At 69.9% G+C, this 14,635-nt stretch carries 13 protein-coding genes; 2 read left to right on the forward strand and 11 right to left on the reverse strand.

What is annotated here, in order from left to right:
* Nucleotides 1–79 precede the first annotated feature (79 nt).
* A complete protein-coding gene (locus J5X86_RS28060) occupies nucleotides 80–2,260 on the reverse strand; it encodes an MMPL family transporter (protein ID WP_308124760.1) in 2,181 nt (726 codons plus the stop codon).
* Nucleotides 2,261–2,712: 452 nt separating this feature from the next.
* Between J5X86_RS28060 and J5X86_RS28065 the strand changes: the two genes are divergently transcribed.
* Entirely contained in the window at nucleotides 2,713–3,672 is a 960-nt protein-coding gene (locus J5X86_RS28065) for an ornithine cyclodeaminase family protein (protein ID WP_243981669.1), read from the forward strand.
* Nucleotides 3,673–3,807: 135 nt separating this feature from the next.
* Here J5X86_RS28065 and J5X86_RS28070 read toward each other — a convergent pair whose 3' ends face one another.
* The 6 genes from J5X86_RS28070 to J5X86_RS28095 all read right to left on the reverse strand — a co-directional run bounded on the left by J5X86_RS28070 (nucleotide 3,808) and on the right by J5X86_RS28095 (nucleotide 9,968).
* Entirely contained in the window at nucleotides 3,808–4,452 is a 645-nt protein-coding gene (locus J5X86_RS28070) for a response regulator transcription factor (protein WP_208519502.1), read from the reverse strand.
* Nucleotides 4,443–5,525 (reverse strand): sensor histidine kinase, encoded by a 1,083-nt coding sequence (locus J5X86_RS28075; RefSeq protein WP_243981670.1) that lies wholly within the window; start codon nucleotides 5,523–5,525, stop codon nucleotides 4,443–4,445. Before J5X86_RS28075 ends, J5X86_RS28070 begins: the two co-directional genes overlap by 10 nt.
* 230 nt (nucleotides 5,526–5,755) lie before the next feature.
* Nucleotides 5,756–6,412, reverse strand: a complete 657-nt coding sequence (locus J5X86_RS28080; RefSeq protein WP_208519504.1) for a DedA family protein — start codon at nucleotides 6,410–6,412, stop codon at nucleotides 5,756–5,758.
* Between the two features lie 213 nt (nucleotides 6,413–6,625).
* Complete coding sequence (locus J5X86_RS28085; protein WP_208519505.1) at nucleotides 6,626–7,765, reverse strand: CaiB/BaiF CoA-transferase family protein; 1,140 nt, start codon at nucleotides 7,763–7,765, stop codon at nucleotides 6,626–6,628.
* 77 nt (nucleotides 7,766–7,842) lie between these two features.
* Nucleotides 7,843–8,811, reverse strand: a complete 969-nt coding sequence (locus J5X86_RS28090; RefSeq protein ID WP_208519506.1) for an acetylxylan esterase — start codon at nucleotides 8,809–8,811, stop codon at nucleotides 7,843–7,845.
* Nucleotides 8,812–8,924: 113 nt separating this feature from the next.
* A complete protein-coding gene (locus tag J5X86_RS28095; RefSeq protein WP_208519507.1) occupies nucleotides 8,925–9,968 on the reverse strand; it encodes a LacI family DNA-binding transcriptional regulator in 1,044 nt (347 codons plus the stop codon).
* Between the two features lie 403 nt (nucleotides 9,969–10,371).
* Here J5X86_RS28095 and J5X86_RS28100 point away from each other — a divergent pair, with 403 nt between their 5' ends.
* Nucleotides 10,372–11,616 carry an SGNH/GDSL hydrolase family protein gene (locus J5X86_RS28100; protein ID WP_208519508.1) on the forward strand — a complete coding sequence of 415 codons (1,245 nt, stop codon included), beginning with the start codon at nucleotides 10,372–10,374 and terminating at the stop codon, nucleotides 11,614–11,616.
* 65 nt (nucleotides 11,617–11,681) lie between these two features.
* Here the strand turns inward: J5X86_RS28100 and J5X86_RS28105 are convergent, their stop codons facing one another.
* The 4 genes from J5X86_RS28105 to J5X86_RS28120 form a co-directional block, all read right to left on the reverse strand.
* Nucleotides 11,682–12,518 carry an amino acid ABC transporter ATP-binding protein gene (locus tag J5X86_RS28105; protein WP_243981672.1) on the reverse strand — a complete coding sequence of 279 codons (837 nt, stop codon included), beginning with the start codon at nucleotides 12,516–12,518 and terminating at the stop codon, nucleotides 11,682–11,684.
* Nucleotides 12,519–12,523: 5 nt separating this feature from the next.
* Nucleotides 12,524–13,309, reverse strand: coding sequence for an amino acid ABC transporter permease (locus tag J5X86_RS28110; protein ID WP_059146648.1), 786 nt, complete (start codon nucleotides 13,307–13,309; stop codon nucleotides 12,524–12,526).
* A gap of 41 nt (nucleotides 13,310–13,350) precedes the next feature.
* Nucleotides 13,351–14,145 carry an ABC transporter substrate-binding protein gene (locus J5X86_RS28115; protein WP_208519509.1) on the reverse strand — a complete coding sequence of 265 codons (795 nt, stop codon included), beginning with the start codon at nucleotides 14,143–14,145 and terminating at the stop codon, nucleotides 13,351–13,353.
* 129 nt (nucleotides 14,146–14,274) lie between these two features.
* Entirely contained in the window at nucleotides 14,275–14,505 is a 231-nt protein-coding gene (locus tag J5X86_RS28120; RefSeq protein WP_078646228.1) for a hypothetical protein, read from the reverse strand.
* Nucleotides 14,506–14,635 lie beyond the last annotated feature (130 nt).

A 14,635-nucleotide genomic window follows, 5' to 3' on the forward strand; every position in this document is an offset into this window, starting at 1 on the left:
AGGAACGAGAAGAGGGGGGAGGCGCCCGGCCGGGGGTACCGGACGGCCCTCCCCCCTCGTCAAAGGGGCCGCTCGGCCACTACCGCCGCGGGTGGCCGGGCGACGGTGCCTGGTCCGTCCTGGGCACGGGGGACGGGGAGTACGGCGGGCCCGTCGGCTCATCGGTCCCGCCCGCCGCCGGGACCGACACGGCGGAAGTCCCCTGGCCGGTCCCGGACGTGCCGCCGGGCCACCAGTTCCACGGGCCGAGCGCCGTCATCAGCGCCGGCAGCACGAAGATCCGGATGACCACGGCGTCCAGCATGATCGCCGCCGCGAGTCCCACGCCCAGCTGCTTGAACTCGACCGCGTTGAGCGTGCCGAAGATCGAGAACACCGCCACCATGACGATCGCGGCACTCGTCACGACGCCCGCCGAGCGAACGATGCCCTCACGCACCGACTCCCTCACCGACGCTCCGTCCACGGCCATCTCCCGGATCCGGCTGACCACGAACACGTGGTAGTCCATGGACAGTCCGAAGAGCACCACGAACAGGAAGAGCGGAAGCCAGGACACCACCGTGCCCGAGCTGTCGAAGTCGAGCAGACCCTCCGCCCAGGTGTGCTGGAAGACCGCCACCAGGACACCGAACGAGGCGGCCGCGGAGAGCAGGTTCAGCAGCACCGCCGACACCGCCACGGCCAGAGAGCGAAAGATCACCGCCATGGTGCCGAAGGTCAGCAGCAGTACGAAGCCCACCACCCAGGGCATGCGCTCTTCCAGGTGGTCCGTGAAGTCGATGCCCTGGGCCACCGCACCGCCGACGCCGCTCTCGGCGTCCGGGACCTCGTCCAGCGCCTGGGGCACCCACCCGCGCAGCACCTTCAGCGACTCGGTGGCCTTGGGGTTCTTCGGCGGGTACGGCGTGCCCACCTCGACGGTGTGCACCCGGTGGTCCCCGGACTCGCGGATCACCGGCGTCTGGTCGTGGGCGAAGAGGCTGTTGCCCTCGGTGCGGTCGATCAGTCCCCGCAGCGCGGCCTTGACCTGGCCGGCCTCGTCGGCGGGGGCCCGTACCGCCACCTTGTGCACGGTGCCCTCGCTCGGGAAGGCGTCGGTGAGCCGGTCGGTTGCCCGCACGACCGGGATGTCCCGCGACAGGTCGTCCTGGCCGGGCTGCTTGAGCTTCATGTCCAGGGCGGGCAGGGCGAGCAGCAGCAGCGCGCCGATCGACACCACGAGCGTGAGAACCGGCTTGAGCAGCGCCGGGCGCAGCAGCACCGGCCACACCCGCGATTCGCCGGAGCGCATCGTCAGCCGCCACAGGAACGGCACCCGGGGACGGTCCACCCAACGGCCCAGCTTGGCGAGGAGGGCGGGCAGCACGGTCACCGAGCCGAGGACCGCGACCGCCACGACGATGATGGAACCGGTGGCCAGGGAGGCGAAGGTGGCCTCCTGGGCGAGGTAGAGCCCGGCCATCGCCACGATCACGGTGGTGCCGGACACCACGACCGTATGCCCCGACGTCTCCGCGGCGATCTCGATGGCGTCGAGGTGGGACTTGCCCTTACGGCGCTCCTCCCGCTCCCGCTTGAGGTAGAAGAGCGAGTAGTCGACGCCGACGGCCATGCCCATGAGCAGGATGACGTTGCTCACCGCGCTGGTCTCCGGCAGCACATGCGACGCCAGGGACGACAGTCCCATCGCGGAGACCACACAGGACAGGGCGAGCAGCACGGGCACTCCGGCGGCGATGATCGCGCCGAAGACCACGAGCAGGATCAGCAGGGTCAGCGGAACGCTGATCAGCTCGGCCCTCTTGAAGTCCTCACCGATGGTGTCCGACATGCCCTTCGCCGTCGAACCGGTGCCCACCTGCTCGATCTTGAGCCCGTCGTGGGTGCGGTCGGCCTCGGCGCTCACATCGAGCAGCGGGCGGACCCGGTTGATGGCGTCGTCCTCGTCACCGTTCATCGTCACCGGTACGAGCAGGGCCTTGCCGTTCGGCGCGGGAACCGGCTCACCGACGCTCCGCACCTCGGACAGCGCCTTCATCCGGCCGGTGATGTCCTGGGCCGCCCGCTGCGCCGCCCGCCGGTCCAGCTTCCCGCCCGACTCGGCGGTGATGAGCACGTTCTCCTCGGGCCTCTTGGTGAAGTCCCCGGAAGAAACGATCTTGCCTGCCCGGCCCGACTCCCGGACCCCGGACTCCTCGGAGTCGAGCTTGTTCGTACCGGCGGCGCCGCCGAGGAAGAGACACAGGGCGACGAACACGACCCACAGTCCGATCGCGGACCACGGATGTGTGGCGCTCCATCGGGCAACCCGTAACGTCGCCGGTTTCTTTCGCACTGTCAGCGTCCTCCCAATGTTGCCGAACCGTTGTGGCGGCTGCCGGGTTTATGACGCTAAAACGCTAGTTCCATGTCCCGGACGTCGACACGGGGTAAACCGCCTAGGTAGTCATTGTTTCCCGCAACTGTCACCCTGCGGTTCTCCGCAGGGTGACAGTTGCGGGAAACCGTACTCGCGCAGGCGAAAGCTTGACCGGAGGAAACAGCAGCCATTAGTTTCATATTCCGGTTCGTCCTTTCCAATGGAGTGAAAAATCCATTGGCAGGTAAATGCCGTACCGTGATGCGAATCAAGGGGAAACAATGGAAACCACGGTCCTCACTCGGCAACATGTTGCCAAGATCGTCCAGGGAAAGGGATTGGACCTTTTCATGGACCGGATGATCGACCGGCTCGATGAGGCGTTCCGTGCGGAAAGCCGATGGGGCATCACCCCGGCGCGGGACGGATTCCTGAGCGGTCCTCAGAACACGGCCGTCCTCGAATGGATGCCGCACCATCAGCCCGGCGACTCGATCACCATCAAGACCGTGGCGTACACCCCCACGAATCCGTCCACCCATCAGCTCCCCACCATCATCGGCACGATGGCCCGTTACGACGACGTGACCGGCCGTCTGCTGGCCGTCGGCGACGGGATCCTGCCCACCGCCGTTCGCACCGGCGCCGCGTCCGCCATCGCCAGCCGTCTGCTCGCCCACCCCGACAGCCGGGTCCTCGGCTTGGTGGGCGCCGGTGCCCAGGCGGTGACCCAGGCCCATGCCCTCAGCCGGGTCTTCCGGCTGGACCGGATCCTCGTGCACGACATCGAGCCCGCCCACGCCGAGTCCTTCGCCGAGCGTGTGGAATTCCTCGGTATCGACGTGGAGGTGGCATCCGTCACGGAGATCGAGGCGGCATCGGACATCATCTGCACCGTCACCTCGGTCGGGGTCGGGGACGGTCCGGTCCTCCACGGCGAGCGGCTGCGCCCGCACGCCCACATCAACGCCATAGGCGCCGATCTGATCGGCAAGTACGAGGTGCCGCTGTCCGTGCTCAAGTCCGCCTTCGTCACCCCCGACCATCGGGGGCAGGCGCTGCGCGAGGGTGAGTGCCAGCAGCTCGACCAGAGCGAGCTGGGCCCGGAGCTGCCCGCGCTGTGCGCCGACCCGGCGCTCGCCGCGGGGCGGCGGGAGGAGCTGACCGTCTTCGACTCGACCGGATTCGCCCTGGAGGATCACGTCGCCTTCGACGTGCTCCTCGAACTCGCCGAGGAGGCCGGCATCGGCGACCGGGTGCAGCTGGAACACCTGCCGGAGGACGCGCTCAACCCGTATTCCTTCCAGTGACGGCACCGGACTGTGCCCGCCCGGACGTGGGGCCCCAGACAGCCCGGTGGCGTCTCGGACGCCGAGAGGTGCGCGCCGCACGGTGGGGCCCCCGCCGAGCCCCCCCCCGGTCCACCCCCCGGGCCGTCGCGCGCCTCAGGACTCCAGATACCGCAGGACCGCCAGGATCCGCCGGCTGTAGCCGGCGGTATGCGACAGGTCGAGCTTGTCGAAAATCGTGTTGAGGTTCTTCTCCACCGAGCTCAGCGAGATATGCAGTTTCTGCGCGATGGCCGTGTTGGTGTGGCCCTGCGCCAGCGTCTCCAGAACACTGCGCTCGCGCGGGGTGAGCCGGGCGAGCGGGTCACCGTGCGTGGTGCGGATGACCAACTGACGTACGACCTCCGGGTCGATGGCCGCGCCACCCGCGTGGATCCGCTCCAGTGCGTCCAGGAACTCCTCGACCTGGGCGACGCGGTCCTTCAGGAGATACCCGACCCGCTCCGCGTTGGAGGCCAGGAGCTGAGCCGCGTAGTTGCGCTCCACGTGCTGCGACAGCACGAGCAGGCTGATCTGGGGCCAGCGCTTACGGATATCCAGCGCGGCCCGCAGCCCGTCGTCGGTGTGCGTCGGCGGCATCCGGATGTCGACGACGACCATGTCGGGCATCCGCTCCTCGACCTCCTTCATGAGGGACACCGCGTCACCCACCGCCGCGACGACCTCATGGCCCTCCTCGACCAGCAGACGCACCAGTCCTTCCCGTAGCAAGGTCGAGTCCTCGGCGAGGATCACGCGCATGGAAGCTCCGCGGTAATGGTCGTGGGTCCCCCGAGGGGGCTGTCGATGTGCAGCAGACCGTCGAGCGCGCTCACCCGGCTGCGCAGCCCGGTGAGACCGCTGCCCGATGGATCCGCTCCGCCGGTGCCATTGTCCTCGACCCGGACCACCAGCACGGCTCCGTGCAGCGTGAGTCGGATGGCGATGGCCGTGGCGCCGGAGTGCTTGGCGGCGTTGGTCACGCACTCCGAGACCACGAAGTACGCGGCGGTTTCCACCGTCGGTGGCAGCGCACCGTCGACCTCGAAGTCCATGCGGATGGGAAGGGAGCACCGCTCGGAGACCCCGCTGAGGGCTTCCTTCAGCCCCAGGCTGTCCAGGGCGGAGGGATAGATCCGCCAGGTCGCCTCCCGGAGTTCGGTGATGACCTCCTGGGACTCCTGGTGAGCCTGGTGCAGCAAGGCGTCCACCTGCTCGGGGTTGCGGCCGCGGCTGCGGCGCGCCCGGCCGAGCAGCATGGCGAGCGCCACCAGGCGCTGCTGGATGCCGTCGTGGAGATCGCGCTCGATGCGGCGGCGCTCGGCGTCGACGGCTTGGAGGACCGCGGCCCGGCTGGTGGCCAGCTCGTCGATGCGCTGCCGCAGCAACTCCTGCTCGGACGGCCCGAAGCACTCACGGGCCAGCCGGGCGTCCAGGACCGAGAGAGAGTAGATGCCCTGCACGTCGAGGAAGAGCAGCACCCCGCCGAGCAGTGCCTGGGTGAGGAGTTCCTGCAGGTCCAGGCGGCCTTGGAGCAGTCGCATGGCCAGCACCGCGGCGAGGATGACACCGAACCCCAGCAGACCGACGACGATGGTGCACAGCAGCCCCGTATAGCTGCGGATCGCCAGATAGCGCAGGACCTTCTGGTCGGACGACTTGTAGTGCTCGGGGAAACGATCGCCGAAGAACACGAACCGGCGCGCCCGGTCCAGCCCCGCGAGCCGACGAGCCCCGGAGGCGAGCGCGGCCAGGGCGCCGGGCCGGGTGCGCGGCCGTAACAGAAAGGGCGCCATGACCGTGCCGACGATCAGCAAGTAGAGAAATCCGAGCATGGCCGTACAACAGCCGAGGAGTGCTCCCGGAATCTTGCGCGGCCACGAGGGTTCCGCCGCCCCCCTGCCGCCGTCGTGCTGACCGGGCGAGCCGAGAAACAGGTGATGAGTGGCGAAATTCGTCAAATCCCCCTGCACGGGGGCCAAGCGTAGCCCGGCCGCACAGCCCGGGCAAGATCGCCCGGGCTGTGGCGCGAGCAGAGCGGAGGGGCCGGGGCGCGCGTCATGGCTCATGAAGCGGGGCGCTGCTTGCCGCGACCGCGGAAGCGCACGACCACGTAGACCACGATGGCCATCACAACCGCGACCAGGACCACCTTGGAGAGGACACCGACGTAGGTCTCCACCTGGTCCCACTGATCGCCCAGCCAGTAGCCGGCCATCACCAGCACCGTGTTCCAGACCAGGCTGCCCAGCGTGGTCAGCAGGGCGAAGACCGGCAGCGGCATGCGCTCGACCCCGGCCGGAATGGAGATGAGGCTACGGAAGATCGGCACCATGCGGCCGATGAAGACCGCCTTGGTGCCGTGCCGCTCGAACCATTGCTCCGTACGATCCAGGTCGGACGCCTTCACCAGCGGCAGTTTCGCCCAGATGGCGTGCATGCGCCGACGGCCCACGAGCATGCCGATCCAGTACAGCACCAGCGCGCCCACCACCGAACCGAGCGTGGTCCAGAACAGCGCCGAGGCCAGGCTGATCACGCCCTGCCCGGCCGCGAACCCGGTCAGGGGCAGGATCACCTCGCTGGGCAGCGGCGGGAAGAGGTTCTCCAGCGCGATGGCCAGACCGGCTCCCGGCCCGCCCATCGCGTCCACGAGGTCCGCGGCCCAGCCGGCGATGCCGTCCGAGGGCTCCTGGGGCAGAGCCAGGGTCATCAAGTGCATGCGTGGTCTCCAACATGGCGGTCAGGCGCCGGAGCGCTGCGCGGCCCCGACGCCTGTCAATCTAGAAACCGCCGACCAGCGAAGATATGAGGATTGCCGCCCAACCCGGTGGTGTTCTCCGCAGCGCTCGCCCTGCGGGAAACCGCAGATCAGCCTGGTGCCGGGCCGCTCGGGCACACCACGCGCGCGGCACCGGCCGCTGCCCGGGCCCGCTCAGGAGAACTCGGCGCGCACCGCCGCCGTGTGTTCGCCGAGCCCTGGCACCGGTCGCATCGGCGCCCTGCGGCCCGCCACCTCCACCGGCGGCAGCAGACCGCGCAGCGGTCCGACCGGGGAGCCGAACTCGCCCCAGCGGTCGCGGGCGTCGAACTGGGGGTGGGCACCGAACTCCGCGATGTCGCGCAGCCGGGCATTGGCGATACCGGCCCCGTCCAGCAGTACGGTCAGCCCCTCGGCGGTGTGGTCCGCGAAGCACGACTCCAACTCGGCCGTCAGCTCCTCGTCATGGGTGCGACGCAGGGGATTGTCCGCGAAGCGCGGATCGCGGATCAGCTCCGGGTGGCGGAGCACCCGCTCGCACAGGGCGGCCCATTCACGATCGCTCTGCACACTCAGGAACACCTGACCGCCGTCCCCACAGCGGTAGGCGCCGTACGGCGAGATGGAGGGATGGCGCGCGCCGCTGCGCACGACCCCGGCACCGCCGTACGCCTGGGCGAAATAGGGGTGGCCCATCCACTCGCCCAGCGCATCGAGCAGGCTCACGCTCAGGTCGGTCCCCGCACCGGTGCGCTCCCGCTCGTACAGCGCGGTGAGAATGCCTGTGTAGGCGTACATCCCGCCCGCGATATCGGCGATCGAGATCCCGGGGCGGGCCGGGGCCTCAGGGCTGCCGGTGATCGACAGCAGCCCCGCCTCGCACTGGATGAGCAGGTCGTACGCCTTCTTCTCGCGGTACGGGCCGCTGTCCCCGTACCCGGAGATCGCGCAGGTGATCAGGCGGGGATGGGCGGGCCGCAGCGTCCGCGCTCCCAGGCCCAGCCGGTCCACCGCGCCGGGCGCCAGATTGTGCACGAAGACATCCGCGCGGGCGAGCATGGCATCGAGCAGCGCCCGGTCGGTGTCGTCCTTGACATCGAGGACGACGCTCTCCTTACCGCGGTTGATCCAGACGAAGTAGGCCGACGCGCCCTTGACCTCGCGGTCGTAGTCGCGGGCGAAGTCACCGCGCCCCGGCCGCTCCACCTTGATGACCCTGGCTCCCAGATCGGCGAGCTGACGGGTGGCGAACGGGGCGGCGACGGCCTGCTCCAGGGCGACGACGGTGATGCCTTCCAACGGCTGCGCGGGCACGGGCGACTCCTTCGGTGCGGGTAGCCCCTGTCTACCCCGTGCCGGGCGGCGGTCGAACGCCGCCCGACACGCCGGGTTCAGCCCAGCAGCTCCCGCAGAAAGCCGATCTGCTCGGCCTGCTGATGCGTGCCCCCGCCCTCGTGGCCGTTGAAGGACCACACCTTGAGGTCCTTCTCACCGGCGTAGTGGTGATGGGCGGCGAAGCCGCAGGAGGTCGGGGTGATCTCATCGCGCAGCGCGGTCGAGAACAGCGCCGGCGCGTTGGCGCGGGCCGCGAAGTTGAGCCCGTCGAAGTGGTCGAGCGTGGCGAACACCCGCTCGGCCAGGTGGCGCTGTCCGGCGCAGAACCGGGCCAGTTCCCCATAGGGGTCCGCGTCGGTGATCTCGACCGCGCGCCGGATGTGGGTCATGAACGGCACATCCACCAGGGCCGCCGTCAGATCCGGCACCAGTCCGGCCGCCGCCAGGGCCAGCGCACCGCCCTGGCTGCCGCCGCTGACCACGATCCGCGCGGAATCCACCAGCGGATGCTCACGGGCGGCCTCCACCGCCCGTACCGCATCCGTGTACAGCCGGCGGTAGTAGTAGTCGTCCGGGGAGAGGACGCCCTGGGTCATCTTGCCCGGTGTCTCGGGCCCGGTGCCGCCGACCGGATCGGGGGTGACGCCGGGCGAGTGCTGGACCCACCCCTGGCCGCGGCTGTCCATCACGAAGACCGCGTAGCCCACCGACGGCCACAGCAGCCAGTTGTGCGGCAGCCCCCGGCCGCCGTTGTAGCCGAGGTACTGCACCACGCACGGCAGCGGACCCGCCACCTCCCGCGGGGCCAGCAGCCAGCCGCGTATCCGGTGCCCGCCGAAACCGGAGAACTCCACGTCATAGGTCTGCACTCGGGTGAGTCCGGTGTCCTCCTCGGTGAACACCGCGTTCAGCTCGCAGGCGCGGGCCTCGGTGAGGGTCCGCGTCCAGAAGGCGTCGAAGCCGTCCGGCTCGGGCAGCGGGGGCTGGTAGGCGCGCAGCTGCTCCAGGGGCAGGTCGATGAACACGGTGGGCGGACCTCCGTAGCGATCGGTGCGGTGAAGGATGACATATCAGGTGTGAGGGATGGGACTGGTGGCACGGGCCCGTCCGGACAGCCGTGCAGTGTTCGAACCCTCGGTCATAAGAGAGCGCGAAGTGGGGGAGCGGTACTCGACCGGACCATGAGCCGGGTGGACAGCTCGGTCCGGATCGCCTCCGGTACCTCGCCGGTCATCAGCCGCAGCAGCTTGCGCAGCGCCGCGGCCGCCATCTCCGACAGCGGTTGACGCACCGTCGTCAGCGCCGGCGTGATCCAGCGGGCCTGCGGCAGATCGTCGAAGCCCACGACGCTGATGTCCCGCGGCACCATCAGACCCCGTTCCCCGGCCGCCTGGTACACACCCGGCACCATCTGATCGGAGCAGACGAAGACGGCCGTGGGCGGCTCGGGCAGATCCAGCAGCTCGGCCATCCGGCGGCGCGCCCCGGCCTCGCTGACGTCGCCGTAGCGCACATACGCGGACGGCACCGGCAAAGCGGCCGCCGCCATCGCCGACCGGTACCCGGCGACCCGGCCACCGTCGCGCACCGCCCGCCCCGGGCCACCGATCACCGCGATCCGGCGGTGCCCCAGCTCGATGAGGTGCTCGGTCGCGGCCATCCCGCCCTGCCAGTTGGCGGCCGCCACGGACGGCACCCCGGGCGGCGGGTCGTGCGCGGGGTCGATCATCACAAACGGGATCCGGTGCTCATCGAGCCAGGCGTACTGGGCGGGCGCGAGCTCCGTGAGATGGAACAGCACACCTGAGCTGCCCCGGGCGTACAGCTTGTCCGGCCAGCCGTGTTCGAGCCTGCCGCCCGGACTGCGAGTGGCCGCGGCCGAGACCACCACCTCGAGTCCCGCCTCGTGCGCGGCCTCCGCCGCGCCGTGCAGCACCGCTCCCGACCAGGCGCTGTCGAGCGAGTGCACCACCAGGTCGACCATCGCGGCCGGTTTGGGCGTCTCACAGCGCGGCCTGCGGATGTACCCCAGGCGGTCCAGGACCTCGGTGACCCGGCGACGGGTCTCGGGGGCCACGTCCTCCCGGCCGTTGACCACCTTCGAAGCGGTCGGTACCGACACACCCGCCTCACGGGCGACGACCGCCAGCGTGGGCCCCGTCGATCCCGAGGAACGAGCCATCGAGACTCCCTTCCCTAACCGCCCACGTGGAACCCTGACCGGGCAGCAATCGGTTTCTACCCTAAGGCCGCCTCAAGTCGCCGGGAAGACCCGGGAGTCGAGGGGGGACGCCCCACACCGGCTTGTCGCCGCCGCCCGCCGAAACGTTGCCTGCCGCCCGCCGAAACCTTGGCCGCCTCCCCGCGCCATCTCGACGGTGTCCGACGCGGCGGGTGCATTCATCGGGCCTATGTGGGCATGATCCCAAAGGATCCCGCTTTTCTCCTGCCATATCCCTTGACACCTCCGATGTCTTATTGGTTGTCTACGTCGCGCTCGTGCTCCTCGTCGGCCGTCACCCTCACGGCCGCGTTCGGTCCAGCTCGCTCGTCTCCAGTTCCGTCGCTCTGGAAGGCAGCACGTCATGGTCACGATCCGGCACGTTCTCCGCGGCCTGTTGGCCGCGTCGGTCCTCGCCCTCCTGCCGCTGCAGGGGCCCGCCTGGGCCGCCACCTCCCACCCGGCCCCCGCCTCCGCCCCCGGCCATGGCTGGATGGGCACCTGGGAGGCCGCCGCCTCCGGGACGGTCCCCGCCCTGCCCGGTCAGTCGATCCGCAACGTGGTGCACACCAGCGTCGGCGGCCACGCCGTCCGCGTCCGGGTGACCAACCGCCTCGGCACCGCACCCCTCCAACTCACCTCCGTGACCGTCGCCTTGCAGGAGAGCGGGGCACCCAAGAGCGCGGGCGCCCGTGCCGGGACCATGCGCACGGCCACCTTCCGCCATACGGCGTCGGTCACGGTTCCGGCCGGTGAGGACGCAATCAGCGATCCGGTGCCGCTACGGGTGGCCCCGGACGCCAACCTGCTGGTCACCCTCTACACACCGGTCGACTCGGGCCCGGCGACGTATCACCACTCGGCCCTGCAGACCTCGTTCCTGGCGCCGGACGGCGACCACACCGCGGAGGAGAGCGGCGCCGCGTACACCGCCACCACCAGCTCCTGGTACTACGTGACGGGCGTGGACGTGCTCGGCGCCCCCGCCGCGGGCAGCGTGGTCGCCCTCGGCGACTCCATCACCGACGGCTCCGGATCGACGTCGAGCGCCAACCGCCGCTGGCCGGACCGGCTCGCGGCCCGGCTGCGCGCGCTGCCCCCGCAGAGCCGGCTCGGGGTGCTGAACGCCGGGATCGCGGGCAACCGCGTGCTGCTGGACGGCACCGGGCCCAGTGCCCTGTCCCGGCTGGACGCGGATGTGTTCTCCCGCTCCGGGGTGCGCGCGGTGGTCCTGATGGAGGGCATCAACGACATCAAGGGCAACCCCAATCAGACCGATCCCGCCGCGTTCGAGGACGCCTACCGCCGGATCGTGGAACGGGCCCACGCGCGTGGCATCCGCGTCATCGGCGGCACCATCACCCCGTTCGGCGGCAACGGCAACTACACCGAGGCGCGCGAGGCGGTGCGGCAGTCCGTCAACGGCTTCATCAGGGACGGCGGCCTGTTCGACGGGGTGGCGGACTTCGACGCCGCCGTCCGCGACCCCGCCGCCCCGGACCGTTCACTGCCCGCCTACGACTCGGGCGACCATCTCCACTTCAACGACGCGGGACTGCAGGCCATGGCCGACGCGATCGACCTCCGCGACCTGCGTCCCGCCCGCTGATCACGCGGACCCGCGCCCGTACGAAGCTCAGCCGCTCGCATGGAGTTCAGCCGCCCGCACGGAGCTCAGCGGTCGATCCGCGCTCCGTGCGGGCCAGTGTCCGGCACCTCCGCGACCCGCGCCGCGGCCGGGTTCAGCACCCGGGTGAGGAAGGCCCGGGTGCGGGAATGGACCGGATCGGAGACGACCTGCTCCGGTCCGCCCTCCTCCACGATCACCCCGTCGTCCATGAACACGACCCGGTCGGCGACCTCCCGAGCGAAGCTCATCTCATGGGTGACGACCAGCATCGTCATCCCCTCGTCCGCCAGGGCGCGCATCACGGCGAGCACATCGCCGACCAGCTCCGGATCGAGCGCCGAGGTCGGCTCGTCGAAGAGCATCAACTCCGGGTCCATGGACAGCGCCCGGGCGATGGCCACCCGCTGCTGCTGTCCGCCCGAAAGCTGCGCCGGATAGGCCGACTCCTTGTCGCTCAGGCCGACCCGGCGCAGCGTGTCCCGCCCGATCCGTACCGCCTCCGCCTTGTCGCGGCGCAGCACCCGCCGCTGGGCGATGGTGAGGTTCTCCAGGGCCGTCAGATGCGGAAAGAGGTTGAACGCCTGGAACACCATGCCGATCCGCCGCCGCACCCGGTCGATGTCCACGTCCGGGTCGGTGACCTCGGTCCCCGCCACGGTGACCGAGCCCGAGGTCGGCTCCTCCAGGAGGTTCACACAGCGCAGCAGCGTCGACTTGCCGGATCCCGACGGGCCGATGACACAGACCACCTCGCCCCGCCGGACGGTGAGATCGATGCCCTTGAGCACCTCCAGCGCGCCGAAGGACTTGTGCAGACCCGCCACGTGAATGGCGATGCCGTCCGCCTCGCCGGTCTCCTTCACCACCGTCGTCTCCTTCATACCGGTCACCTCGCCTTCGCCGAACGGGCCTCGAGCCGGCGCACCAGATGGCCGAGCGGAACGGTGATGATCAGGTAGCACACCCCGGCGACCAGGATCGGGGTGAGGCTGCGGTGCTGGTTCAGCGCGTCCCGGCCGAACTTGGACAGCTCGTACTGGTCCAGGGAGAGCCCCAGCAGATAGACCAGGGACGAGTCCTTGGTCAGCAGCACCAGTTCATTGGTGAGCGGCGGCAGGACGATCCGGAACGCCTGCGGGATGATGATCGAGGCCATCGCCCGGCTGTGGGACATTCCCAGCGAACGCGCCGCCTCCATCTGCCCCTTGGGCACCGCCTGGATGCCCGCCCGCATCGTCTCCGCGATGTAGGCGGCTCCGACGAGCCCGAGCGCCAGCATCACCGTGACGTGCCGGTCCAATGCCACCTGGAAGGCGAGCGGCACCCCGAAGCCCAGCGCGATGAACACCAGCAGCGCGGGCACCCCGCGGAAGAACTCGATGTAGGCGACCGCCAGCCAGCGGTACGGCGGCACCTGCGAGAGCCGCATCAGCGCCAGCACCACCCCGAGGACAAGGCCGAAGCCGAAGCCGAGCAGGGTGTAGACGACGGTGTTGACCAGGGCGGTGGTGATGATGTCGGGGAACAGGGACCGGGCGACCTCGGCGTCGAAGAACGCGCGCCGCAGTTCACCCCAGTCCGCGGCCAGGACGATGGCGAGCAGCAGGGCGATGAGCACGGCGTACTGCACCGCTCGTATCGCCCGCGCCCGCTGCCTGCGGGTCATTGCCATATGTGTGCGGACTCCTCAGCTCCGATGGCCGTCAGTGGGCGTCACTTCTTGGGCGCGGTGCCGAACCACTTCTTGTAGATACGGTCGTAGGAGCCGTCCGCCCGGGCGTCCTTCAGCACCGCGTCGATCTTCTTGCGCAGCGCGTCATTGCCGGTCCGCACGGCGATGCCGTACTGCTCACCGGTGTCGAACTCGGCCGTCACCGTGGTGTCGGCGTTGTCCTTGACGTAGTCGTAGAGCACACCGTTGTCGTTGATGCCGGCGTCGGTCTGCCCGGTCTTGACGGCGGTCAGCAGCAGCGCGAGATCCTCGAACTGGACCAGCTTGACGCCCTTGGCGTGCTTCTGGGCGTAACTCTCGCCGGTGGTCCCCTGCTGGACCGCGAGCTTCTTGCCCTTGAGGTCGGCGAGGGTCTTGTAGGGCTTGCCCTTGGTGGTGAGCAGCGCCTGCGTGGCCTCGAAGTACGGGGCGGAGAAGTCCAGGTTCTTCTCGCGTACGTCGGTGATGGTCATCCCGGCGGCGGCCACGTCGCACTGGTTGGTGTTGAGGTCCTCCCCGGACTGGATGCCCTCGAAGGGCGTGTCCACGATCTCCTGCTTCACATCGAGCGCCGAGGCCACGAGGTCGACCATGTCCACATCGAAGCCGACGATCTTCTTGCCCTGCTTGGACTGGAAGGGCGGATAGGGCAGATGCGTGCAGGTCGTGAGCTTCCCGGAATTCACCAGGCTGATGTCGTCGCCGCCGGACCCGGACGACTTGGTGCTGGTGCACCCGGCCAGGAGGGCGGATACGGCGGCGACGGCTATGACGGGCAATGCGGAGCGAGCGGACACGGCACCTCCGGGACAGGGTCGGCGAACGACCACGGACCTCATGATCAGTGAGTCGGGCCGAATCCTCCCACCGGATATGCCGCGGTGTCTTTACGCGCGCAATTGCGACCGGATAACGGAGAGGCGAGGTCAGCGCCGCCGGCGCCGCTTGCGGCGCTTGCTCCAGAACCAGCCGGCCGGCGGCTCGTCCGCCCGCCAGGGCTGAGGCTCGGGCGCGCCGCGCCGCCACCGCGCGGTCAGCATCCGGGTGCGCGCGGCGGGCTCGGCGACCTCGGCGTCCCGTATGAAGTCCTCGTCGAGGGTGACGTCGTCCCAGCCGTCGGCGTCGTCGTCCCCGCGGGGTGTGGATCCGGTGCTCAAGGGGCACCTCCCGTTGCAACGGTGCCGCTCGGGCACAAGAGGGTGTTCCTCGAGCGATGAACGCATGGGGTGTCCGCCGAGTTCCGGTGGACACCGCGCGGGGCGTGCCCGGGTCCGGTGGAGGTCAGCC

The sequence above is a fragment of the Streptomyces sp. NEAU-YJ-81 genome, assembly GCF_017592595.1.
Classification (GTDB): domain Bacteria; phylum Actinomycetota; class Actinomycetes; order Streptomycetales; family Streptomycetaceae; genus Streptomyces; species Streptomyces hygroscopicus_B.